This is a genomic window from Streptomyces sp. NPDC051173 (assembly GCF_040689515.1).
GTDB lineage: Bacteria > Actinomycetota > Actinomycetes > Streptomycetales > Streptomycetaceae > Streptomyces.
Genome location: NZ_JBFBBD010000004.1, coordinates 73,571 through 97,966 on the forward strand (window position 1 = coordinate 73,571; position 24,396 = coordinate 97,966).

16 protein-coding genes are annotated in these 24,396 nt (G+C 74.0%); 8 read left to right on the plus strand and 8 right to left on the minus strand.

Annotation, left to right across the window (positions count from 1 at the left end; genetic code table 11):
• Positions 1-125: 125 nt before the first annotated feature.
• Entirely contained in the window at positions 126-383 is a 258-nt protein-coding gene (locus tag AB0435_RS04025) for a mycoredoxin (RefSeq protein WP_361527147.1), read from the plus strand.
• 51 nt (positions 384-434) lie between these two features.
• On the opposite strand, the gene nudC is transcribed toward AB0435_RS04025, so the two are convergent.
• The 5 genes from nudC to AB0435_RS04050 all read right to left on the minus strand — a co-directional run bounded on the left by nudC (position 435) and on the right by AB0435_RS04050 (position 10,507).
• Positions 435-1,382, minus strand: coding sequence for an NAD(+) diphosphatase (gene nudC, locus AB0435_RS04030; protein ID WP_366002741.1), 948 nt, complete (start codon positions 1,380-1,382; stop codon positions 435-437).
• 50 nt (positions 1,383-1,432) lie between these two features.
• Positions 1,433-2,827, minus strand: coding sequence for a dipeptidase (locus AB0435_RS04035; protein ID WP_366002742.1), 1,395 nt, complete (start codon positions 2,825-2,827; stop codon positions 1,433-1,435).
• Positions 2,828-2,874: 47 nt separating this feature from the next.
• Positions 2,875-6,486 (minus strand): ATP-dependent DNA helicase, encoded by a 3,612-nt coding sequence (locus AB0435_RS04040; protein WP_366426149.1) that lies wholly within the window; start codon positions 6,484-6,486, stop codon positions 2,875-2,877.
• A gap of 70 nt (positions 6,487-6,556) precedes the next feature.
• On the minus strand, positions 6,557-9,790 hold the full coding sequence (locus AB0435_RS04045; RefSeq protein WP_366426202.1) for an ATP-dependent DNA helicase: 3,234 nt from the start codon (positions 9,788-9,790) through the stop codon (positions 6,557-6,559).
• 312 nt (positions 9,791-10,102) lie between these two features.
• On the minus strand, positions 10,103-10,507 hold the full coding sequence (locus AB0435_RS04050) for an MGMT family protein (protein ID WP_366002744.1): 405 nt from the start codon (positions 10,505-10,507) through the stop codon (positions 10,103-10,105).
• Between the two features lie 344 nt (positions 10,508-10,851).
• Between AB0435_RS04050 and AB0435_RS04055 the strand changes: the two genes are divergently transcribed.
• From AB0435_RS04055 to AB0435_RS04085, 7 genes are all read left to right on the plus strand, one after another.
• Positions 10,852-13,485, plus strand: coding sequence for a lysylphosphatidylglycerol synthase transmembrane domain-containing protein (locus AB0435_RS04055; RefSeq protein WP_366002838.1), 2,634 nt, complete (start codon positions 10,852-10,854; stop codon positions 13,483-13,485).
• Between the two features lie 322 nt (positions 13,486-13,807).
• The gene (locus tag AB0435_RS04060; RefSeq protein ID WP_366002745.1) at positions 13,808-14,203 is read left to right on the plus strand and encodes a helix-turn-helix transcriptional regulator; all 396 of its coding nucleotides are present in this window, start codon (positions 13,808-13,810) and stop codon (positions 14,201-14,203) included.
• 20 nt (positions 14,204-14,223) lie between these two features.
• The gene (gene modA, locus AB0435_RS04065; protein ID WP_366002839.1) at positions 14,224-14,988 is read left to right on the plus strand and encodes a molybdate ABC transporter substrate-binding protein; all 765 of its coding nucleotides are present in this window, start codon (positions 14,224-14,226) and stop codon (positions 14,986-14,988) included.
• Positions 14,985-16,916: an ABC transporter permease gene (locus AB0435_RS04070; protein WP_366002746.1), complete on the plus strand. Its 1,932-nt coding sequence runs from the start codon at positions 14,985-14,987 to the stop codon at positions 16,914-16,916. Before modA ends, AB0435_RS04070 begins: the two co-directional genes overlap by 4 nt.
• Before the next feature lie 188 nt (positions 16,917-17,104).
• Positions 17,105-18,580: an alpha/beta hydrolase gene (locus AB0435_RS04075; protein WP_366002840.1), complete on the plus strand. Its 1,476-nt coding sequence runs from the start codon at positions 17,105-17,107 to the stop codon at positions 18,578-18,580.
• 107 nt (positions 18,581-18,687) lie between these two features.
• On the plus strand, positions 18,688-19,773 hold the full coding sequence (locus AB0435_RS04080) for a hypothetical protein (protein WP_366002747.1): 1,086 nt from the start codon (positions 18,688-18,690) through the stop codon (positions 19,771-19,773).
• 53 nt (positions 19,774-19,826) lie between these two features.
• Complete coding sequence (locus AB0435_RS04085) at positions 19,827-21,377, plus strand: alpha/beta hydrolase (protein WP_366426150.1); 1,551 nt, start codon at positions 19,827-19,829, stop codon at positions 21,375-21,377.
• 63 nt (positions 21,378-21,440) lie between these two features.
• On the opposite strand, the gene moeZ is transcribed toward AB0435_RS04085, so the two are convergent.
• The 3 genes from moeZ to AB0435_RS04100 form a co-directional block, all read right to left on the minus strand.
• The gene (moeZ, locus tag AB0435_RS04090; protein WP_366426151.1) at positions 21,441-22,619 is read right to left on the minus strand and encodes an adenylyltransferase/sulfurtransferase MoeZ; all 1,179 of its coding nucleotides are present in this window, start codon (positions 22,617-22,619) and stop codon (positions 21,441-21,443) included.
• Positions 22,620-22,698: 79 nt separating this feature from the next.
• Positions 22,699-23,478: a spherulation-specific family 4 protein gene (locus AB0435_RS04095; protein ID WP_366426152.1), complete on the minus strand. Its 780-nt coding sequence runs from the start codon at positions 23,476-23,478 to the stop codon at positions 22,699-22,701.
• Positions 23,466-24,380, minus strand: a complete 915-nt coding sequence (locus AB0435_RS04100; protein WP_366002751.1) for an NAD-dependent epimerase/dehydratase family protein — start codon at positions 24,378-24,380, stop codon at positions 23,466-23,468. Before AB0435_RS04100 ends, AB0435_RS04095 begins: the two co-directional genes overlap by 13 nt.
• Between the last annotated feature and the right edge of the window lie 16 nt (positions 24,381-24,396).

Here is a 24,396-nt window from a genome sequence, read left to right on the forward strand (position 1 = left end):
CCCGCCTCCCGGCCGGCCGGTGGCGCGGTGACCGGCCGGACGCGGAAACCGCCGGGGAATGGTCCCGCACAGGTGCGCGTTCTACGACTGGCATCACACCCACCACCGAAGGAGCACGAGGACGCATGTCGGGCACCGTGACGATGTACAGCACCACCTGGTGCGGCTACTGCCGCCGGCTCAAGAGCCAGCTGGACCGCGAGGGAATCGCGTACAACGAGATCAACATCGAGCACGACGCCGAATCTGCGGCCTTCGTGGAAAAGGCGAACGACGGCAACCAGACGGTTCCGACCGTCCTGGTCGTCCCCGAGGGCGGCGGCGTTCCGGTCACCATGACCAACCCGTCGCTCGCCCAGGTCAAGCAGGCGCTGGCCTCCTGACCCCGGCGCGGCCGCGGGGCACCGGCTCCGGGGAGCCGGTGCCCGGCCGGCTCAGCTCCAGGCCGGGCCCTGCGGCAGCGGCTCGCCGTACCAGAGCTCCAGCAGGCGGGCCGCGATGGAGATGCCGGTGGGCGGCAGCACCTCGCCGGAGGCGAAGCCCGCCCGCAGCTCCTCGCGCGAGAACCAGCGGGCCTCGTGGATCTCCTCGCCGTCCACCTGGATGTCCGCGGACGTGGCCCGCGCCATGAAGCCCAGCATCAGGCTGGACGGGAAGGGCCAGGGCTGGCTGGCGACGTACTCCACGTCGCCGACGACCACGCCCGCTTCCTCGGCGACCTCCCGGCGCACCGCCTGCTCGATGGACTCGCCCGGCTCGACGAAGCCCGCGAGCGTCGAGAAGCGGCCCTCCGGCCAGTGCATCTGCCGGCCCAGCAGCGCCCGGTCCTGCTTGTCCGTGACGAGCATGATGACGGCCGGGTCGGTGCGGGGGTAGTGCTCCGCGCCGCAGGCGGGGCAGCGGCGGATGTGGCCCGCGGCCGCCACCACCGTGCGCTCGCCGCAGCGCGAGCAGAAGCGGTGCAGCCGCTGCCAGTTCTCCAGGGCCACCGCGTGCACCAGCAGCCCCGCGTCGCGCGGCGACAGCAGCAGACCGGCCTCGCGCAGCCCGGCCGGACGCGCCGACTGGTCCATGCGCCCCGGCAGCGCGTCCTTCTGGAGGGCGAAGTAGGCGATGCCCTTCTCGTCCTGGCCGAGGAAATAGCGGTGCGTCTCGGTGACCGGCGCATCGAACGCCGGGGTCATCACGAGCTCGGTGCGGCCGTCGGGGGTGTCGTCGACCAGCACCTGCCCGCCGGAGACCACGAAGACTCTCGTGGAGGGATGGCTCCACGCCGCGGCGAGCCATGCCTCGTCGAGGCGGTGGTGCGCGGCGCGGTCGATGCCGCTGTCTCCGCTGAGCGTGATGGGCCGGGCGGCTGACAGATCGGTCCAGGTGGTCACGGCTGCTTCCAACTCCCCCTGCGGATGGTGGTGTACGTCAAGAACGCGAGCTACCGGTCGCTTCCGGCCAGGTCGGACCAGAGGTAGGCACTGGTCTCGACGCCCTTCATGAGGAGGTCCAGTTCGACCTTCTCGTTGGGCGCGTGCCAGCCGTCCGACGGCACGGAGATGCCGAGGAAGAGCACCGGCACCCCGAGCACGTCCTGGAGGTCGGCGGCGGGGCCCGAGCCCCCCTCGCGTGTGAAGCGGATCTTCTGCCCGAAGGCCCGGCCCATGGCCCGGACGACCGACTGGAGGTACGGGTGGTCGAGCGGCGTCAGGCAGGGGCGGGTCACGCCCCAGAAGTTGATCTCGTGGCGGATGCCGTCCGGCAGGCTGTCGGCCACCCACTGGCGTACGGCCTGCTGCACGCCGTCGGTGTCCTGGCCCGCGACGAGCCGGAAGGACAGCTTGAGCTGCGCGGTGGACGGCACGATCGTCTTGCCGCCGGGGCCCTGATAGCCGCCGCCCATGCCGTTGACCTCGGCGGTGGGGCGGGCCCAGATCCGCTCCAGCGTGGTGTAGCCCTTCTCCCCGAGGGAGGCGTGGGAGTGCGCGATGCGCAGCCACTGCTTCTCGTCGAAAGGCAGCTCGGCGAAGAGCTCGCGCTCACGGTCGGTGAGCTCCACGATGCCGTCGTAGAAACCGGGGATCGCGACCCTGCGGTCCTCGTCGTGCAGGGCGGCGGCGAGGCGTGCCGCCTCGGTGGCCGGGTTGGGCACGGCGCCGCCGAAGGAGCCCGAGTGGATGTCCTGCTCCGGCCCGTGGAGGTCGATCTGGCAGTCCGTGAGGCCGCGCATGCCCGTGCAGACGGTCGGGGTGTCCTCGGACCACATGCCGGTGTCGGAGACGATCACGGTGTCGCACGCGAGGCGGTCGGCGTACTCGCGCACGAGGGCCGGGAAGTGCGGCGAGCCGGACTCCTCCTCGCCCTCGACGAGCAGCTTGAGGTTGACCGCCGGGGCGGTACGGCCGGTCGCGGCGAGGTGGGCCCGCAGGCCCAGGGTGTGGAAGAAGACCTGGCCCTTGTCGTCCGCGGCACCGCGGGCGTGCAGCCGGCCGTCCTTGACGACGGGCTCGAAGGGCTCGGTGTGCCAGCCGTCCTCGCGGGCGGCGGGCTGCACGTCGTGGTGGCCGTAGACCAGCACGGTCGGGGCTCCGCCGTCGCCCGAGGGCCACTCGGCGAACACGGCCGGGGCGCCGTCGGTCTCCCAGACCTCGACGGTCGGGAAGCCGGTCGCGGTGAGCTTCCCGGCCAGCCAGTCGGCGCTGCGGCGCACATCGGAGGCGCGGTCGGGGTCCGCCGACACGGAGGGGATGCGGAGCCACTCGACGAGGTCGTCGAGGAAGGCGTCGCGGTGCTCTTCGATAAACGCGCGGACAGCGCTGTCCGGGGTGTCGCTCATGACATCGAGCCTATCCGGCCACGCGGCGTGACCATGACCGGGCTTGTTCACGCGCGCTCCCCGAGCAGCACCTCTTCGAGACCGGCGCGGTCCGGCAGGCCCTCGGGCCGGACGGTCTCGCCGTCGCGCACGTACACGAAGGCGGCCGTGACGGCGGACAGCGGCAGGCCGTGCTGCTCCGCCCAGGCGACGCGGTAGACCGCGAGCTGGAGGGGGTCCGCGTCGTGGGCGCGGCTCGTCTTCCAGTCGACGATCTCGTACGTGTCGCCCTCGGGGCCGCGCTCGCGGTAGACGGCGTCAATCCGGCCGCGGATCACTCGGCCCGAGAGAGTGAGCTGGACCGGCGCCTCGACGCGGTAGGGGGTGCGGTGGGCGTACGGGGTGCGCTCGAAGGCCTCCTTGAGGGCGGCGAGGTCGCGCTCGTCGGCGATCTCCGGCTCGTCCGCGCCGTCCTCCGCGCCGCCGGGCAGCTCGTCGGGCCCCAGCATGGGCAGGGGCAGGGCCTCGAACCGGGATTCGATCCAGGCGTGGAAGCGGGTGCCCCGGCGGGCGGCGGGCTGCGGCGGGCGCGGCATCGGCCGGGCCAGCTCGTGCGCGAACCCGTCGGGGTCGGCCGCGAGCCGCACCAACTGCGAGGCGCTCAGGGCGCCGGGCAGGACCACCTCGCGCACGCTCGCGCGTGCCCGGCGCAGCTCTCCGGCCAGCGCGTCCAGGTCGCGGTCCCACGACCCGACGAGCCGGGCCTCCTCGGGCACGAGCGAGTGCCCTGCGGGCGGCTCGTCGAGGAGGCGGCTCCGGCCGTCTTCGGCCCGTACGCGCGCGTGGCGCGCGGGGGTGTCGTCCGGGTGGTGCGGTTCCCCGTGACCGGTGGCGTCGGCCCGCCGTGCGGGAGAGTCCTCCGCCCGCGCGCCCTCGTCACGTACGCGCGCGTGCTCCGCCGTCCCGTCCTCGTCCGGTGCCTGCCGGGGGGCGGGCAGGGCGGTCTCCGGGCGGGTGGTCGGCAGCGCGTCCCAGTCCGTGAGTTCCTCGTCGGCCGGCGGGCCGGGATCCTCCTCGTAGGGGTCCTCCTCCGGCGGCGGCCAGTCCGGGTCGTGGGCCTGCTCGGGCTCCGGGTCGGGGGCGGGCATGGCGGCCTGGGCCGCCATGCGGTCCAGGTGGGCCCGGACGGCGTCCGCCGCCGCGCGGCGGCGGGTCAGCGAGGCGGGGTCGAGGGGCAGGGGCCAGGAGCGGTCGCCCTCCGGCTCGGCGAGGGCGGGGTTCTCCGCGCCCTCCTCGGGCTCCTCCGCCCAGGCCTCGATCTCGCCGTGGCCGGCCTCGCAGTGCTCGCGCAGGGCCTGGAGGAAGTCGGAGGGGCCGCGCGGCTGCTTCTGGCTGGGGCCCCACCAGTGGCCGGAGCCGAGGAGCAGGGAACGGGGGCGGGTGAACGTGACGTAGCCGAGGCGGAGTTCCTCGGTGCGCTGGTGTTCCTTCATGGCGGCCTTGAACGCGGCCAGCCCCTTGCTGTCCCACGCGCCGACGTCGGGCAGGGTGTCGGCGTCACCGCGCAGGGCGTGCGGCAGGACCTTGGCCTGGGCGGTCCACGACTCGCGGGACTGCTCGCTGGGGAAGGTCTTGGCGACGAGCCCGGGGACGGCGACCACGTCCCACTCCAGGCCCTTGGACTTGTGCGCGGTGAGGACCTTGACGGTGTTCTCCCCGCCGGGCAGGGAGCTGTCGAGGCCCTTCTCGTACTGCGCGGCGGTGCGCAGGAAGCCGAGGAAGGCGAGCAGACCGGCCTCGCCGTCGACGGACGCGAAGCCCGCGGCGATATCCAGGAACTGCGAGAGCGTCTCGCGCCTGCGGGCGGCCAGCGCGTGCGGGGAGGCGGACAGCTCGACCTCCAGGCCGGTGGTGGCGAGCACCCGGTGGAGGACGTCCATGAGCGGGTCGGCCAGTGAGCGCCGCAGGTCGCGGAGTTCGGCGGCGAGGCGGGCGAAGCGGACGCGGGCGTCGGACGAGAAGGGCAGGCCGGCGTCCTGGCCCGCCCCCGGCTCGGTCCGGGAGGAGCCACCGGCCGTCAGGAAGGAGTCGAGGGCGTCCGCGAGGGAGACGACCTCGGCCGGGTCGACGCCCTCGACGGCCTCGGCGAGCCTGCGCTCGGGGTCGGCCCCGGCGCCGCCGTAGGGCACGAGCGTCCGGGCGAGGCGGCCGAGCAGCGCCAGGTCGCGTGGGCCGATGCGCCAGCGCGGGCCGACCAGCAGCCGCACGAGCGAGGCGTTGGCGGTGGGGTCCTGGAGGACCTCGCAGACGGCGACGAGGTCGGCGATCTCGGGCAGGTGCAGCAGCCCGGACAGGCCGACGACCTCCACGGGGACGTCCCGCTCGACGAGCGCGCCCTGGATCTGCGCGAAGTCGGTGGCGGTGCGGCACAGGACGGCGATGTCACCGGGCCGGGTGCCCGTGCGCACCAGGTGGGCGAGGGAGTCCGCGAGCCACTCCAGCTCCTCCGCGTGGGTGGGCAGCAGGGCGCAGCGCACCACGCCGTCCCGCTCGGCGCCGGGTGCGGGGCGCAGGGCCTCGACGCCCGCGTGGCGCGCGCGCAGCGGGGCGGCCAGGCCGTTGGCGAGGTCGAGGAGGCGGCCGCCGCTGCGCCGGTTCTCGCTGAGCGCGAACCGCCGGGCGGGGCTGCCGTCGGCGTACGGGAAGTGGAGCGGGAAGTCGTCCAGGTTGGCCACGGAGGCACCGCGCCAGCCGTAGATGGCCTGGCAGGGGTCGCCCACGGCGGTGACGGCGTGGCTGGTGCCGCCGCCGAAGAGGCCGGACAGCAGGAGGCGCTGGGCGACGGAGGTGTCCTGGTACTCGTCGAGGAGGACGACCGCGAACTGCTCCCGCATGATCTGCCCGACCTCCGGCCGGCTGCGGGCCAGCTCGGCGGAGAGCGCGATCTGGTCGCCGAAGTCGAGGAGGTCGCGCTTGCGCTTCTCCTCGCGGTACGCCTCGACGAGGTGGAGGAGCTCGAGCCGGGCGCGCGCGGTGTCGGGCACCCGCCGCAGGTCGGCGTTGGAGAGCTTGGCCCCTTCCAGGGTGCTCAGCAGCTCCGTGTCGTGCGCCCGGAGCTCCGCCGCCGGCACGAGGTGCTCGGCGAGCTCGCCGTCGAGGGCCAGGAGGTCGGGGACGAGGTCGCCGAAGGAGCGGGTGAGGGCGGGATACGGGCCCGGGGAGGTGCGCAGGACGCGGGCGGCGAGCTGGAAGCGGGTGGCGTCGGCGAGCAGCCGCGCGCTGGGCTCCAGGCCGATGCGCAGACCGTGCTCCTTCAGGAGGCGGCCCGCGAAGGCGTGGTAGGTGGAGATCTGCGGCTCGCCCGGGGCCTGGTCGGGGTCGCCCGGCGCGGGGTCGGGGTCGGTGACCCCGGCCTCGACGAGGGCCTTGCGCACGCGCTCGGACAGCTCGCCCGCCGCCTTGTTGGTGAACGTGAGGCCGAGGACCTGCTCGGGGGCGACCTGCCCGGTGCCGACGAGCCAGACAACGCGGGCGGCCATGACCGTGGTCTTGCCGGACCCGGCACCGGCCACGATGACCTGCGGGGCGGGCGGCGCGGTGATGCAGGCCGTCTGCTCCGGGGTGAACGGAATGCCGAGCAGCTCCTTGAGCTGCTCGGGGTCGGTCAGGCGCGGGGTCACACGAAAACGCTAACCGGGGCCACTGACAATCCAGCACCGCCGCAGGTCAGGGCCGGTGGCCGGGGGCCGCTCACTCCACCACCTGCCGGCCCTCCGGCCGCGCGGTGCAGGACGCCCGGAACGAGCAGTGCGTGCAGTGCGCGCCCGGCCGGGGGGCGAAGCGCTCCTCCAGGACCCGGCCCGCCGCCTCGGCGAGCAGGTCGCCGATCCACGCGCCGCCGCCCAGCGGCTCCTGCGCCTGCACCTTGGGGACGGTGTCCCCGCCGTTCTTCTTGGCCGCGCCCTGCCGCAGCTGTACGAGTTCGGCGCCGCCCGCGACGGGCCGCTCGCCGTCGAAGAGGTCGTCGACGGCGCCCTGTTCGACCGCGAGCTGGTAGACGGCGAGCTGCGGGTGCCGGGCGACGTCGTCGGCGGACACCGTGCCCTTGCCGGTCTTGAAGTCGACGACGTAGGCGCGGCCGTGGGCGTCGGCCTCCACGCGGTCCATGGAGCCGCGGATGCGCACCAGGTGGTCGGCGGCCTTGAGGGTGACGTCGAAGGGGTGCTCCGTGGCGACCGGGCCGCGCCCGCCGCGCTCCATCACGTGCCAGCGCAGGAAGCGCTCCAGGGCGGCGCGGGCGTTCTCCTTCTCCTGCACCGACTTCCAGGGCGCGTCGAAGGCCAGCGCGTCCCACACGGAGTCGAGGCGCTCCATGAGGACGGCGAGGTCGGCGGGGGTGCGCCCGGCGGCGACCTCGTCGGCGAGGACGTGCACGACGTTGCCGAAGCCCTGGGCGGCGGTGGCGGGGGCGTCCGCCTTGACCTCCCGGCCGAGGAACCACTGGAGCGAGCAGGTCCCCGACGTACCCGCCAGCTGTCCGACGGCGGAGCCGGACAGTGCGACGGGCCGCGTGCGGTCGCGCAGCGGCACCTCGCTGTGCGTCGGTTCGTGCAGGCCCCACCAGCGGTAGGGGTGGGCGGCGGGGACGAGCGGCTGGCCCTCGTCGTCGCGGAGGGCCGCGAGCCGGGCGAGGCGCTCCGCGGCGGCCGCCCGCAGCGCGTCCGATGCCTGCGGGTCGACCGTGGTGGCACGCAGCTCGGCGACCAGCGCGGCGACGGCCAGCGGGCGGCGCGGGCGCTGGCTGACGTCCACGGGCTCGGCGCCCAGCTCGGCCAGGAAGCGGGAAGGCTGGTCGCCGTCCTCGGCCGCCGCCTTGACGGCGGTGACGACCAGGCGCTCCCGCGCGCGCGTGGCCGCCACGTACAACAGGCGGCGCTCCTCCGCGAGCAGGGCGCCGGGGCTGAGCGGCTCGGCCAGTCCGTCGCGCCCGATGCGGTCGGCCTCCAGGAGCGAGCCGCGGCGCCGCAGGTCGGGCCAGAGGCCCTCCTGGACGCCCGCGACGACCACGAGCCGCCACTCCAGGCCCTTGGAGCGGTGCGCGGTCATCAGGCGTACGGCGTCGGGGCGCACGGCCTTGCGGGTGAGGGTGTCCGCGGCGATGTCCTGGGCCTCCAGCTCGTCCAGGAAGTTCAGGGCGCCGCGGCCGCCGGTGCGTTCCTCGGCGCGCGCGGCGGTCTCGAAGAGCGCGCAGACGGCGTCCAGGTCGCGGTCGGCGTTCCGGCCGGCGGCGCCGCCGCGGCGGGCGGCGCGCTCCAGCCGCTGCGGCCAGGAGGTGCCGTTCCACAGCTCCCACAGGGCCTGTTCCGCGGTGCCGCCCGCGGCGAGGAGTTCGCGGGCGGTACGCAGGAGCGCGCCCAGGCGCTGCGCGCCCCTGGCGTACGCCGTGTCGTGGGCGACGAGGCGCTCGGGCTCGTCGAGGGCCTCGGCGATCAGGTCGTCCGAGGGTCTGGGCACGGTGCGGCCCGCGGCCCGCTCCTCGTCCCTGAGCGCGCGGCCCAGCCGGCGCAGGTCCGCGGCGTCCATGCCGCCGAGCGTGGACGTGAGGAGGATGAGGGCGGTCTCGGCGTCGAGCCGGGGCTGTCCGTCGCCGCTCCCGTCCTCCGCCGCCGGTTCGGCCACTGCCCGCAGCGCCGTCAGCAGCGGGGCCACCGCCGGTTCGTGGCGCAGCGGGACGTCGTCGCCGTCGACCTCCACGGGGACGCCCGCCGAGCTGAGGGCGCGCCGCAGGCCCGGTATGGAGCGGGAGCCCGCGCGCACCAGGACGGCCATGTCGCGCCAGGGGACGTCGTCCTCCAGGTGCGCGCGGCGCAGGATGTCGGCGATGTTGTCGGTCTCGGCGCCCGCGGTCGGATAGGTGTACGCCTCCACCCGGCCGCCCTCGCGCACGGCGGCGAGCTCCCGGTGCGCGCGTACGGCCCGCGCGGGGAGACGGGTCAGCGGCATCCGGCGGGTGAGCAGCCGGGTGGCCGCGAGGAGGTCCGCGGCAGAGCGGCGCGAGGTGGTGAGCACCTCGACGGGCGCCGGTGCGCCGTCCCGGCGGGGGAAGGCGTCCGGGAAGTCGAGGATGCCGTTGATGTCGGCGCCCCGGAAGGCGTAGATCGACTGGTCGGGGTCGCCGAAGGCGACCAGCGTCCGGCCGTCGCCCGCGAGGGCGCGCAGCAGCCGCGCCTGGGCCACGTCGGTGTCCTGGTACTCGTCGACGAAGACGGCGTCGTAGCGCCGCGCGAGCTCGGCGCCGGTCTCCGGCCGCTCGGCGAGGAGCACGGCGCGGTGCACGAGCTCGGCGTAGTCGAGCACGCCCCGCATGTCGAGCAGGTCGAGGTATTCGGCGAGGAAGGAGGCGGCGGCGCTCCAGTCGGGGCGGCCGGTGCCCGCGGCGAAGGCGCCGAGCGCGTCCGGGCCGAGCCCGAGTTCGCGGCTGCGGGCGAGCACCGCGCGCACCTCGTCGGCGAAGCCGCGCGTGGTCAGGCAGGCGCGCAGTTCGTCGGGCCAGCGCACGGCGCCGCGGCCCTCGCGCTCCAGCTCGGCCTGTCCGGCGAGCAGCTCGCGCACGACGGCGTCCTGCTCGGGGCCGGACAGCAGCCGCAGCGGGTCGACGAACAGGTCGGCGTCCTGGTGGGCGCGGACCAGCGCGTAGCAGTACGAGTGGAAGGTCGTGGCCTGCGGTCCCCGGGCGGTGCCGCCGAGCCGGGCGGCCATCCGGTCGCGGAGCTCGACGGCGGCCTTGCGGCTGAACGTCAGGACGAGGACGCGCTCCGGATCGGTGCCCCGCAGCACCCGGTCCGCGACGGCCTCGACCAGGGTGGTCGTCTTCCCCGTGCCGGGCCCCGCGAGGACCAGCAGCGGCCCCTCCCGGTGGTCAACCACGGCGCGCTGGCGTGCGTCCAGCTCAGGAGGAGCCGTGGGGCCCGGCACGGTCCGCACGAGGCGGTACGCGCCCTGGGAGGGCCGCGGCGCCGGCCGCGGGCGGACGGCGTCGGCCGTGCCTGGCGAGGAGGAGGAGCTCACGTGGGTTGCCGGTCCTGGTGGGGGTGCGGGGTCGTGCGGCGGGGTGCGCCGGGCGGCCGGGAAGGGGGTCCGGGCGTGACGGCGGTTGTCGACGCTACGCCAGACGGCACGCGAGGCGCAGGGCGTACCGCGGACCGGCGCACGGCCGTACGGCTCTCACCCGTTCGGGTCAGCCCTTGGGCGCACTGGCCACAGCGTGGTCCGGGGGTGCCCGGAGCACGGATGCTGTCAGGTGTGAGGAGTCACACCGGCCGGGCCGTCACCCTCGGGGGTGCCGTCCCAGCGCGCCCGTGCCATGGCGAGCCGGGGCACGTGCCCCGGCGCCGAGCGGCCGGCCTCCCGCAGCGGTGTGCCCTCCTCGCGGTAGTGGGCGAGCGCGCGCAGCTCGTGGCCGGGCAGCAGGGCGCCGTCCGAGCGGACCACCCGCCACCAGGGCACCGCGCCGCCGTAGAGCGCCATCACGCGCCCCACCTGGCGGGGTCCGCCCTCCCCCAGCCACTCGGCGACATCGCCGTAGGTCATCACCCGGCCGGGCGGAATCCGCTCCGCGACGGCCAGCACCCGTTCCGCGTACTCGGGAAGCTCGGCAGCCTCTCCCCGGCCCGTCCGTACGTCCTCGCTCACCCGGCCCATCCTGCCGCACCCCGCCGGTGGCCGGTCCGCCGCCCGCCCTCTGGCAGCACCACCCGCCCGTACGGCAAGATCACCCAGAGTGCGTATCAGTACTACAGGGCGTACGATCCGGAGTCCGCGCCCCCGAACCACACCCTGATGCCCCCTCGCCCGGCGGGGCCATGCCACCATCTTCCGGGCGGTGACTGGTGATACGAGACCAAGACGAGAAGACGGAGCGACAGCAGGGCGCGGAGCCTCCAGGAGGCGACCGCGCCCCCGAAGCGCTGTCCGGCTCCGGTGAGCCCGCGGCCGAGGGCCCGGACGGGCCTCCCGTCGAGCGGGCGGCGGTGTGCCCCGAGGGGGTGCGCGGCGGGTACGACTGCGACGACGGCGAGGCGCACATCGACCAGGTGTCGGGTGACGAGCCGCTGCTGCCCGCCCGCGTCCACCGCCCGGCGGACCTGGTGCGGCTCTTCCTCGGCATCGTCGGCATCGCCCTGGTCCTCGCCCTCGCGGCCTTCGCCCACGGCACCACGCAGGGCCTGGAGAAGGACATCGGCGACAGCACCGGCCGGGCGCCGCAGCTGCTGGCGAACTTCGCGGGGCTCGCCGCCAACATCGCCATCTTCATCGTCCCGGTGGCGTTCGCCATCGAGCGGCTCATCAAACGTGACGGGCTGCGCATCGCCGACGGCGTACTCGCCGCCGTCCTCGCGCACGGCGTGTCCCTCGCCACCGACCTCTGGGTGGCCGACACGGCACCGGCGTCCATCCGTGACGCGCTGACCCAGCAGGCGCCCACCGGCGGCCTCACCGATCCGGTGCACGGCTATCTGGCCCCTGTGATCGCCTATATGACGGCGGTCGGAATGTCGCGACGGCCGCGCTGGCGGGTCGCGATGTGGGCCGTGCTGCTGCTCGACGCCTTCGCGGTGCTGGTGAACGGCTACACCACACCGTTCTCGATCGTCACCACCGTGCTGATCGGATGGACCGTCGCCTACGGCACGCTCTACGCCGTCGGTTCACCGAACGTCCGGCCCACCGGCCGCCATCTCCTCGCCGGACTGCGCCGCGTCGGCTTCAAGCCGGTGACCGCGCTGCGCGCGGAGGAGAGCGCCGACGCCGTCGGCACCGAGCACTCGCACCCGCACGACCGGGGGCGCCGCTACATCGTCACCCTGGAGGACGGCCCGCCGCTCGACGTCACGGTCGTCGACCGCGAACAGCAGGCGCAGGGCTTCTTCTACCGCCTCTGGCAGCGGCTGGCGTTGCGCGGCATCACCCAGCCGCGCAGCCTCCAGTCCCTCCGGCAGGCCCTCGAACAGGAGGCGCTGCTCGCCTACGCGGCCATCGCCGCGGGTGCCAACGCCCCCAAACTGATCGCCACCTCGGAGCTCGGCCCGGACGCCGTGATGCTCGTCTACGAGCACATCGGCGGCCGCACCCTCGGCGCGGTCCCCACGGAGGAGATCACCGACGAGCTGATGGCCGGCGCCTGGCGTCAGGTGCACGCCCTCCAGTCGCGGCGGATCGCCCACCGCAGGCTCGACGGCGACGCCCTTCTGGTGGATCGTTCCGGCAACGTCGTCCTGACGGACCTGCGCGGCGGGGAGATCGCGGCGGGCGACCTGGTGCTGCGCATGGACGTCGCGCAGCTGCTGGTGACCCTCGGGCTGCGGGTCGGCGCCGAGCGCGCCGTCGCCACGGGTGTGGACGTGCTCGGTCCGGACGCCATCGCCGACAGCCTGCCGCTGCTCCAGCCGCTGGCGCTCACCCGCATCAGCCGGGCGACCCTGCGCCAGCTCGCCCGGGAACGCGCGCAGCGGGAGCGGGACACCGTCCTGGACGCCGCGCGCGCCGCCAAGGAGGCCAAGGAGGCACGGGCCGCCGAGCCGGGCTCGCAGGAGCTGCCCGCGGAGGACCGCAAGGCGCTCAAGGCCGAGCGGCAGGCCGAGAAGAAGGCTGTGGAAGAGGCCCTGGAGGAGGCGCGCGAGGAGGACCTGCTCGCGCAGATCCGCCGCCAGGTGCTGCTGATCCGGCCGCAGGCCCCGATAGAGCCGGTGCGCCTGGAGCGCATCAAGCTGCGCACGCTGCTCAGCTTCGTGGCCGGTGCCTTCGCCGCGTACTTCCTGCTGTCGCAGTTCACGCACGTCCAGTTCGGCGATCTCGTCGACCGGGCGAACTGGGCCTGGGTCGCGGTGGCCGTGGCCTTCCAGGTGCTGACGTACGTCGCAGCCACGATGAGCCTGCTGGGCTTCGTGCCGGAGAAGGTCGCGTTCGGGCGCGCCGTCCTCGCGCAGGTCGCGGGCTCCTTCGTGAAGGTCGTCGCCCCGGCGGCGGTCGGCGGCGTGGCACTGAACACGCGCTTCCTCCAGCGCGCGGGCATCCGGCCCGGCCTGGCCGTCGCGAGCGTGGGCGCGTCCCAGCTCTTCGGCCTGGCCTGTCACATCCTGCTGCTGCTGTCCTTCGGCTATGTGACCGGTACGGAGCGCAGCTCGTCGCTCGGCCCCTCGCGGACGATCATCGGCGGGCTGCTGACGGCGGCCGTGCTCGTGCTCGTCGTGGCGGCCGTGCCGGTGCTGCGGAAGTTCGTCTCCACGCGCGTGCGGTCGCTCTTCGCGGGCGTCGTCCCGCGCATGCTGGACGTGCTCCAGCGGCCGCAGAAGCTGTGCGCCGGCATCGGCGGCATGCTGCTGCTGACGGCGGCGAACGTGATGTGCCTCGACGCCTCGATCCGCGCGTTCGGCGGGGACCTGAGCTACGCCAGCATCGCGGTGGTCTTCCTGACGGCCAACGCGCTGGGTTCGGCGGCGCCGACACCCGGCGGTGTGGGAGCCGTCGAGATCGCGCTGACCGGTGTGCTGACGATCGCCGGACTGCCGGCGGAGCAGGCCACTCCCGCGGTGATCCTCTTCCGCCTGATGACGCTGTGGCTGCCGGTGCTGCCGGGGTGGATCTCGTTCAGCTATCTGACCCGCAAGGGAGCGATCTAGCCGACCGGGTGGGGTGCTCGCCGTTGCCGGGGCTCCGCCGATCCCAGCCGACCGGGTGGGGTCCTCGCCGTTGCCGGGGCTCCGCCCCGGACCGCGCTCCGGGCGGTGTCCTCGATCGCCGGACGGGCTGGATTCATCGGCTGCCGGTGGGTATGCGCGAGTCCCCTACGCCTGCGGCGAGCGGCCGCAGACGCCGGACGGGCCACAGGTGTCGAGCCCGTCCGGCCCACAAGGACGCCTGATCCCCTGACCCATCTCATCTGCCAGGCGATTCCCCCCATCGACCTTGCACATGCGACCCACAGCCCCATAGCGTGCGCCCATGCAGACCTACACCATCGGCCGGGCCGCCAGGCTCCTCGGAGTCAGTCCCGACACCGTGCGGCGGTGGGCCGATGCCGGGCGGGTGCCCACCTCGCGGGACGAGGCCGGCAAGCGGCACATCCGCGGGTCCGACCTCGCGGCCTTCTCGGTGACGCTCGCGGCGGAGGCCGCCGAGGGCGAGGAAGCGGCGTACACCACCGCCCGTAACGCCTTCCCGGGCATCATCACCGCCGTCAAGCTCGGCGACGTCGCCGCCCAGGTCGAGATCCAGGCCGGCCCGCACCGCCTCGTCTCGCTGCTGACGCGGGAGGCCGTCGAGGAGCTGGGCCTGGCCGTCGGGATGGAGGCCGTGGCCCGGGTGAAGGCCACCAACGTGCACATCGACCGCGCTTGACCCGGCACCTGGAGAACCTGATGCACCGCACGCCCGCACGCGCCGCCCTGGCCGCCGCGCTCCTCCTGCCGCTCGTGGCCGCCTGCGGCGGCGGTGGGGACGAGAAGGACGCCAAGTCCTCCACGACGCTCACCGTGCTCGCCGCGGCGTCCCTGACGGACGTCTTCAAGCAGGCCGGGACGGCGTACGAGAAGGACCACCCGGGCACCAAGGTGAACTTCTCCTTCGCCGGCTCGCAGGAGCTCGCCGCGCAGGTGCGCCAAGGCGCGCCCGCCGACGCGCTGGTCACCGCCGACACCACGACCATGGACGGCCTCAAGTCCGACACGGACAAGCCGGCGGTCATCGCGAAGAACCGGCTCACCATCGCGACCGCCGAGGGCAACCCGAAGGGCGTCAAGAGCCTGGCCGACCTCTCCAGGAGCGATCTCAAGGTCGTGCTGGCCGCGCCCCAGGTGCCGGTGGGCCGCTACAGCCAGAAGGTGCTCGACCAGCAGCACGTCAAGGTCAAGCCGGTGTCCCAGGAGGCGAACGTCCGGGCCGTCCTCAGCAAGGTCTCGCTCGGTGAGGCCGACGCGGGGATCGTCTATCTCACGGACGTGGCGGCGGCCAAGGGCAAGGTCTCCACGGTCACCGTCCCGGACGCGCAGAACGCCGTCGCCTCCTACCCGGCCGCGACCCTCAAGGGCTCGAAGCACACCAAGGAGGCCGCCGACTTCGTGAAGTGGCTCGGCTCCGACGAGGCGCAGAAGCTGCTGCGCGCGGCGGGCTTCCAGCAGCCGTGACCGGCCGGACGCTCCGGGGGCGCACGCCCTGGGCTCTCGGGCTGCCCGCCGCGCTCGCGGTGGGCTTCCTGCTCCTGCCGCTCGCGGGCATCCTGGTCCGTACGCCCTGGGCCACCCTTCCCTCGCGCCTCGGCTCGCACGAGGTCACCGAGGCCCTGGGGCTGTCCCTCCTGGTCTCCGGCTGGGCCCTGCTGCTGTCCCTCCTGCTCGGTGTCCCGCTGGCGTGGCTGCTCGCCCGTGTGGACTTCCCGGGCAAGGCGCTGGTGCGCTGCCTGGTGATGCTGCCGATGGTGCTGCCCCCGACGGTCGCGGGGGTGGCCCTGCTCCAGGGCTACGGCCGCAGGGGCGTGCTGGGTCCCTGGCTGGAGTCCTGGTTCGGCGTCACCCTGCCGTTCTCGACGCCGGGCGCCGTGCTGGCCTCCGCCTTCGTGGCGATGCCGTTCCTGGTGATCAGCCTGGAGGGCGCGCTGGCGGGCCTGCACCCCCGCTACGAGGAGACGGCGACGTCCCTGGGGGCGACCCCGCTGCGGGTCTTCCGCACCGTCACCCTCCCCATGGTCATGCCGGGCCTGGTCGCGGGCGCGGCGCTGAGCTGGGCGCGGGCGCTGGGCGAGTTCGGCGCGACGATCACCTTCGCGGGCAACCTCCCGGGCACCACGCAGACGCTCCCCCTCCAGGTCTATCTGCTGCTCCAGGACGACCCGGAGAGCGCCACGGCGGTGTCCCTCCTGCTGCTCGTCATCGCGACAGCGGTGCTCCTCTCGCTGCGCGGACGCTGGCTGACGACCAAGAAGCAGTCCGCCCCCCGGCCGTCGCCGGACGTGCCGCGGTCTCCCGAACGCCTCGTACCGATGACCGAGGCCGTACGCCAGGAGAACCCGGACCGCCCCACGCACCCGCTGCGCACCACGGTGACCGGTGCGACGGCAGCCGAGCTCAGCGCGGAACCCGGCACCACCATCGCTCTCGTCGGCCCGAACGGCGCCGGCAAGACGACTCTCCTCCGCGCCCTCCTGGGACTCACGGACAGAGCCGAAGCCGATCCTCTGACCATTGGCGACACGGACGTCTCCGAACTCCCTCCGCACAAGCGGCGCATCGCCTGGGTCCCCCAGGACAACTCCCTCTTCCCCCACCTCACCGCCCTCGCCAACACGGCGTACGGCCTGCGTGCCCAGGGCGTCCCGAAGGTGGAGGCGCACCACGCGGCCCGGCACTGGCTGGACCGCCTCGGCGTGGGCGGTCTGGCCCACCGCCGGCCCGGTGAACTCAGCGGCGGCCAGGCCCAGCGCGTGGCGCTGGCCAGGGCCCTCGCCGCGCGCCCCCGCCTCCTGCTGCTGGACGAGCCGCTGGCCGCGCTCGACCAGGCGACACGCGCCCAGGTGCGGCACACCCTGCGCACCCACCTGGCGGACTTCCCAGGTGTCTGCCTGATCGTCACCCACGACCCCGTGGAGGCCGTGTCGCTGGCCGACCGGATCCTCGTCCTGGAGGGCGGCCGGACGGTGCAGTACGCGTCACCGGTGGAGCTGACCCGGCACCCGCGTTCGCCCTGGGTGGCCCGGATGCTGGGCCGCAACGCCTGGCAGGGCACGTCCACGGCGGAACGCACGCTGCTCCTCGACGGCGGCGCGAGCCTCGTCGCGGCGGACCCGCTGCCGGGGCAGGCCACGAGCGGGCTCGCCGTCGTGGGCCCGGAGGCGGTGTCCCTGCACGTCGAGCAGCCCGGCGGAAGCCCCCGGAACGTCTGGCGGGGCACGGTCCGCGAGATCACCGCACAGGGCGGGCGGCTGCGCGTCCTGGTGACGGGTGAACCGGACGTGGTCGCCGAGATCACGCCGTCCGCCGCGGCGGAGCTCGCGCTGAAGGAGGGCCTTCCGGTGTGGGTGAGCATCAAGGCCACCGAGGTCACGTTCGTCGCCCTGTGAGCCTCACGGCGCACCTGATAGGACAGCCGCCCCCGGCGGTCCACTACTAACCCGTACGCCCGCACCGCGCGCGCCCCTCACCGGCCGCCCGGACGATGGCAGTCCAACGCCTGCCGCCGACCCCCGGGAGCGCCGCTGTGTCCAGATCCGTCAGGGCCGGGGGGCTGCTCACCACCGTGTTGCTGACCATGGCGGCGGTCACCACGGCCGCCGGGTGCGGCGGGAGCGACGGCAAGCCGGTGGCGAACGTCTCGGAGGGCGACCAGAAGCCGGCCTGGAAGGCGTGCCCGGCGCCGAGCGGCAGCCAGGGCGGTACGGCGGACAAGGCGCCCGGCCGTGAGTGGGAGTGCGCGACCCTGAAGGTGCCGCTCGACTACACGGCCCCCAAGGGCGAGACCATCGACATCGCGATGATCCGCGCGCGGGCCACGGACCCGGCGCACCGGATCGGCTCGCTCGTCTTCAACTTCGGTGGCCCCGGCGGCTCCGGGGTGACCACGCTCCCGGCGTTCGCCGACGACTACAAGAAGCTGCGCACGCGCTACGACCTGGTGAGCTTCGACCCGCGCGGGGTGGGCCGCAGCAGCGGGGTCACCTGTCTCGGCGACAAGGAGCTCGACGCCTACTACGCGGCCGACGTCACCCCGGACACCAAGCAGAAGGAGAAGGCCCTCGTGGACCGGGTGGCGGGCTACGCCGCCGCGTGCGCGAAGCACTCCGGGAAGATCCTGCCCTACGTGGGGACGACGAACGCCGCCCGCGACATGGACCTGATGCGCCAGGCGCTGGGCGAGGAGAAGCTGTCCTACTTCGGGGTGTCGTACGGCACCGAACTCGGCGGTGTCTACGCGCACTTGTTCCCTGGACGGGTGGGCCGCGCCCTCTTCGACGGCGTCGTGGACCCGACGAGCGACCCCGTGCAGGGCGCCCTCGGCCAGGCGAAGGGCTTCCAGCTCGCACTGGGCAACTACATGGAGGCCTGCGTGAAGACCTCCGACAACTGCCCCACCGAGCAGCAGATCAGCGGTCTGCTGCGGCAGTTGGACAGGAAGCCGATCCCCGGCGCGGGCGGCCGCGTGCTGACGCGGTCCCTGGCCACCGGAGGGATCGCCCAGTCGCTCTACTCCAAGGACTTCTGGGACTACCTCACCGAGGGGCTCGAGGACGCCGGGAACGGCGACGGACGGCTGCTGCTCTCGCTGTCCGACTCCATGAACGGGCGTGGCCAGGACGGGCGTTACAACTCGCTCCAGTCCTCCCTCAACGCCATCACCTGCGCCGACTCCGCGCAGCGCTACACCGCGGCCGAGGTCGAGGGGAAGGTGCCGGAGTTCCGCAAGGCGTCCGCCGTCTTCGGCGACTTCATGGCCTGGAGCCTCACGCAGTGCACCGGCTGGCCCGTCAAGGGCGAGTGGCGGACGCCCGACGTGCGCGCGGACGGCGCGGCGCCCATCCTCGTCGTCGGCAACACCGGTGACCCCGCGACCCCTTACGAGGGAGCGCACCGGATGGCGCAGCAGCTCGGGAAGGGCGTCGGCGTGGAGCTGACCTTCCGAGGCCAGGGGCACGGCGCCTACGACAGCGGCAACGCGTGCGTCAAGGGGGCTGTGGACGCCTACCTGTTGGAAGGTACGGTCCCTCAAGCCGGTAAGATCTGCTCATAGCACACATAGCACTATCACCGGTGGCCCGAACGGCATGGATCGAATGTCAGTGGCCCGCACTACGATCGCCCGCACAGCAGTTCCGTGACGGACGGTCGGGGGACAAGGTGTCGTACAGCACGCTTCGCGACGGCGGCCGCAGCGGCCGCAAGGGCCGGGTCCTGACCGGCCTCCTGGCCATCGCCGCGCTGGTGGCCGCCCTCGTGGCGCTCTGGCAGACCCAGTCCACCCCGCTCGCCCGGCGCTCGTACTGCTGGGGCGCCTGGTCCGAGGACGGTGGCCTCTTCCACCGCGGCGACCGCGACCGCGTCGCCGAGGAGAGCGCGCCCGCGCCCGGCCGGCCCACCGGCCTGTGCACGCTCCGCTGGCGCGGCGGCCAGGGCTCCGGGGCGTACGAGCAGCGGGTCGAGCTCCGGCTGGGCACGGGGCCCGACGAGGCCGTGGCGCGGCGCGCGTGGCTCGACGGCCTCTTCGAGGGGGGCGACACCGCGCTCCCCGGCCGGCTGCCCGGCTTCACGGCCGCCGGTTCCGGCGCCCTGGTGCTGCCCGCGAGCTGCGACGTGGGCGGCAGGCCGTCCGTCGTGACGTTCACCAGTTCCCATACGGGCACGGCCGGGGGCACCGCCCGCCCCGGGTTCCCCGACGGCGCCTCCCCGGCGAACGCGGGGGCGTTGTTGGTGAGCGCCGCCAACCGGGCCGCAAAGGCGACGGGTTGCTCGTCGGCGCCACCCATGCGGCTGCACGCGCGGGCGAGGGCGACGAGGCCCGTACGGGTGAACCCCGGCGCGTCGCCGGGGCGTTGCGCCATCCCCGGGCTCGGGGACGCGAGCGCCCCGGACGACCGGCTGACCGACACCGTGGGCAGCGTCCACGACGACTTCCAGACCTGCGGGGTCTCCGGCGACGGGCAGTGGGCCGCCCGCTTCACCATGGTCGGCAGGCCCAGGATCGTCGCCCTCTTCGACGGCCTCACCGGCGACAGCCCGCCCGGCCCCGGCTGGCGGGCGCACGGCCGGATCGACGCGACCGGCGCGCTGATACGTGCCGACTGCGACGGCCGCGCCACGGTCTTCACCATGCGTACGGGCCCCGGCCGAACCCACACCGGGCTGGACGACCCGCGCCGGTCGTTCCCGGCCTTCGTCGACGCGGTGGGCGAGCGCATAGGGTGCGCGCGCCTGCGCGCCCGCTGAGCGCTCCCCCCGCCGCGAGGACGGCGGGCCCGCCGCCTCGTAGAGTCGGTGGAATGACTCCCCTGCGGCCACGGGCCGGCGCCCTCCTTCCCACCGCGCTCGCGGTCGTCCTCGCCACCGCCGGGTGCGGCGGCGGTGGCGGCGGCGGTTCGGACACCACGGACGCCAAGGGCACCGACGCGCCCTCGGGCGTCCAGGCGGCCCCGCGCTGGTCGGCGTGCGCCGCGCCCACCGACGCCCAGGGCGGTGACGGCAAGGCACCCGGCAAGGAGTGGGAGTGCGCCAAGCTCGCCGTCCCCCTGGACTACGCCAAGCCCGACGGCGAGAAGATCGATCTCGCCCTCATCCGGGTGAAGGCGCGCGACCAGAATCACCGGATCGGCTCACTGGTGTTCAACTTCGGCGGACCCGGCGGCTCCGGGGTGACGACGCTGCCGGGCCTGGCCGCCAGCTACGAGAAACTGCGGGAGCGCTACGACCTCGTGAGCTTCGACCCGCGCGGCGTGGGCGGGAGCGCGCCCGTCACGTGCCAGAGCGACCAGGAGCTGGACGCCACCGCGCAGATCGACGCCACCCCCGACGACGACGCGGAGCTCCGCACGACCCTGGCGGCCAACAAGGCGTACGTGGACGCGTGCGCGAAGAACTCCGCCAAGCTGCTCCCCCACGTCGGCACCGTGAACGCCGCCCGTGACATGGACCGGCTGCGCGCCGCCCTGGGCGACGACAAGCTGCACTACTTCGGCATCTCGTACGGCACCGAACTGGGCGGGGTCTACGCCCACTTGTTCCCCAAGCACGTCGGCCGCGCGGTCCTCGACGCCGTCGTCGACCCGACGCAGGACCCCCTGCAGGGCAGCCTCGGGCAGACCAAGGGCTTCCAGCTCGCCCTCGACGACTACCTCAAGGACTGCGCCACCCGCACCCCGCAGGCGGGCTGCCTCTCGCAGGACCGCATCACCACCCTGCTGAAGGACCTCGACGCGAACCCGCTGCCCACCTCACAGGGCCGCAAGCTCACACAGGACGAGGCCGTCAACGGCATCGCGTCCGCGCTCTACTCCAAGGAAACCTGGCGCTATCTGACCTCCGGGCTCCGGGAGGCCACCACCAAGGGCACCGGCAACACCCTGCTGGTGCTCTTCGACGCCCTCAACGGCCGCAACCCGGACGGCCATTACAGCAACCTCCAGGCGGCCAACCGGGCCATCTCCTGCGTCGACGCCGAGCAGCGCTACACGGTGGACGACGTGAAGAAGTACCTCCCGCAGTTCCGGTCCGCGTCACCGGTCTTCGGGGAGAACGCCGCCTGGTCCCTGCTCGGCTGCACCGGCTGGCCGGTCAAGGGCGGCTGGAAGACGCCGGACGTGAGCGCCCCGGGCTCGGCGCCGGTCGTCGTCGTCGGCAACACCGGTGACCCCGCGACGCCTTACGCCGGTGCGCAGCAGATGGCCCGGCAGCTCGGCAAGGGCGTGGGTGTCGAGGTGACGTACAAGGGCGAGGGGCACGGGGCGTACAACAGCGGCAACCCGTGCATGGTCGACGCGGTCAACAGCTATCTGCTGGACGGCAAGGCCCCGTCCGAGGGAACGACCTGTTCGTGACGGGAAACCGCGGAGCGCCGGACGGGCGGCGATCGGCCCGTCCGGCGCTCCGCGGCGTACCGCCTAGTAGACCGGCTTCTCCGGCTCGATCTGGTTCACCCAGCCGATGACGCCGCCGCCCACGTGCACCGCGTCCGCGAAGCCCGCGGACTTCAGGACGGCCAGGACCTCCGCGGAGCGGACACCCGTCTTGCAATGCAGGACGATCTTCTTGTCCTGCGGCAGGTCCTGGAGGGCGTTGCCCATCAGGAACTCGTTCTTCGGGATCAGCCGGGCGCCCGGGATGGAGACGATCTCGTACTCGTTGGGCTCGCGGACGTCGATGATGTCGATGGTCTCGCCGCCGTCGATCCACTCCTTGAGCTGCTTGGGAGTGATCGTCGAGGCCATGGCCGCCTCCTGGGCCTCCTCGGAGACGACGCCGCAGAACGCCTCGTAGTCGATGAGCTCGGTGACCGTGGGGTTCTCGCCGCAGACCGCGCAGCCGGGGTCCTTGCGGACCTTGACCTGGCGGTAGGTCATCTCCAGGGCGTCGTAGATCATCAGTCGGCCCACCAGCGGCTCGCCTATGCCGGCCAGCAGCTTGATCGCCTCGTTGACCTGGATCGAGCCGATGGAGGCGCACAGCACGCCCAGCACGCCGCCCTCGGCGCAGGAGGGCACCATGCCCGGCGGCGGGGGCTCGGGGTAGAGGCAGCGGTAGCAGGGGCCGTGCTCGGACCAGAAGACCGACGCCTGGCCGTCGAAGCGGTAGATCGAGCCCCAGACGTACGGCTTGTTCAGCAGGACGCAGGCGTCGTTGACGAGATAGCGGGTGGCGAAGTTGTCGGTGCCGTCCACGATCAGGTCGTACTGGGAGAAGATCTCCTTGACGTTCTCCGCCTCCAAGCGCTCCTGGTGGAGGACGACGTTCACATAGGGGTTGATCCCCTTCACCGAGTCGCGGGCGGACTCCGCCTTGGAGCGCCCGATGTCGGCCTGGCTGTGGATGATCTGCCGCTGGAGGTTGGACTCGTCGACCTCGTCGAACTCCACGATGCCGAGCGTGCCCACACCCGCCGCCGCGAGGTACATCAGCGCCGGCGACCCCAGACCGCCCGCGCCCACACAGAGCACCTTGGCGTTCTTCAGCCGCTTCTGCCCGTCCATCCCCACGTCCGGGATGATCAGGTGGCGGGAGTACCTGCGAACCTCGTCAACGGTGAGCTCGGCAGCCGGTTCGACTAGGGGTGGCAGCGACACGGGGTCTCCGTAGGTCGGACGGAAGGGTCGTCCCCGCAGCTGCGGGGTGCTCTTCGGCGTAACACTGCCACGCCCCTCCTCATTCCGAGACACCAGGTCCGATGCGCGAGACGAGTTCGTCCCAGTAGCCGGGCATCACCTCCCAGGGGTCCGCTTCGTCCTGGTCCGAGCGGTCGGTGAGGTAGACCGTGCCCGCACCCTGCCCCCGGGCGGTGCGCAGGGCCTCGGCCAGATGCTGCCGGGGCACGCCGTGCACGAGGTGACAGAAGCGCTCGGGCGGGTGGGCGGCCGTCCAGTCGGGCACCTGCGAGTGCCGGTACGCGGACCACGGCCCCCGGAAGGTCACCAACTGGTCGGCCAGGCCCGCGTAGGCGGGACAGGGGTGGGTGCCGTGCTGGAGCACCACATAGGCCCGCTCCAGCAGCGTGCGCAGGCCCGCGACGGTGCGCCGGGTGCCGGGGAGCGCGGCCGGGTCCGTGGGCGCGGCGTCCACCGAGAAACCGTCCACCTTGTACCAGTTGAGGTAGCGCTGCGCCTCCGACAGCAGCTCCGCGAAGGGCCGCTCCCCGAACCCCGCGTCCAGGTGCCCGAGAACGCGGACGCCCGCCTCGCGCAGCCGGCCGGCGGCGGCGAGGCAGTGCGGGTCGGGGCGGGTGCCGGGGCCGCCCGACGCCTTGCCGCACTCCCCCAGCGCCCCGGCCCCGAACACCACCCAGTCCACGGGCACATCGGGGCGCACGAGCTCGCCCCACTCGGCCGGCGCGAGCAGCGGGTGGGCGAAGCCGGGGACGCCGAAGCGCAGCGGCCGCGCGGCGGCGCGCGCGGCGCCCCGGTGGCCCGAGGGGCTCAGATGCGACATGCCGCCTCCATCCAGATGTCGGCCAGTGACTCCTCCAGCCCGATTCTGGGGCGCCAGCCGAGCCGGTCGCGTGCGGTGCGGACGTCGGCCTGCTGCCAGCTGCCGCAGCCGTCGGGGTAGGGGTACGCGGGCGGGGAGCCCAGGTGCGGGTCGTCCAGCTCGTGCAGGGCGCCGCCGAAGCCCGCGACCCTGGCCAGCAGGGACGCCGCGTCCCGCAGGCGCACCGCGCGGCCGGTGCCGATGTTGACGGCGCCCTGGGCGGCGGACAGGGAGGCGGCGTGGACGGCGCGGGCGACGTCCCGCACGTCGACGAAGTCCCGCTGCACGCCGAGGCCGCTGAGCTTCAGCTCGCTGTCGCCGCTCTGCATGGCGCGCCGCATGGCGTCGGCGAGCCGGCCGAGCGGTGACCCGGCGGGCGTGCCGGGTCCCACGGGCGAGAAGACCCGCAGCACGATGGCGTCGAGGCCGGAGCCCAGCACGAGTTCGGTGGCGGCGAGCTTGCTGACGCCGTACGGGCCGCCGGGGCGCGGCACGGCGTCCTCGGCGGTCGAGGAGCCCGGCTGCGAGGGCCCGTACTCGGAGGAGCAGCCCACCTGGACCAGGCGGGCGCCGCAGCCGCTGCGGCGCAGCGACTCGCAGACCGTGGCGACGGCAACGGTGTTGTGCCGGGTGAGGTCGCGGGCGCCGCCTCGGGTGGCGCCCGCGCAGTTGATCACGACCCCGGGGTGGACGGCGTTGAGGAACCGGGTGAGCGCACCGGGGCTGCCGCTGGCGAGGTCGAAGCGGACGTCGGCGTCGTCGCCGCGGCCGAGGGCGGTGAGCTGGACGGCGGGGTCGGCGAGCAGCCGGTCGGCCACGTAGCGCCCGAGGTAGCCGTTGGCGCCGAGCAACAGGACCCTCATCGGTCGCGCCCTCGCT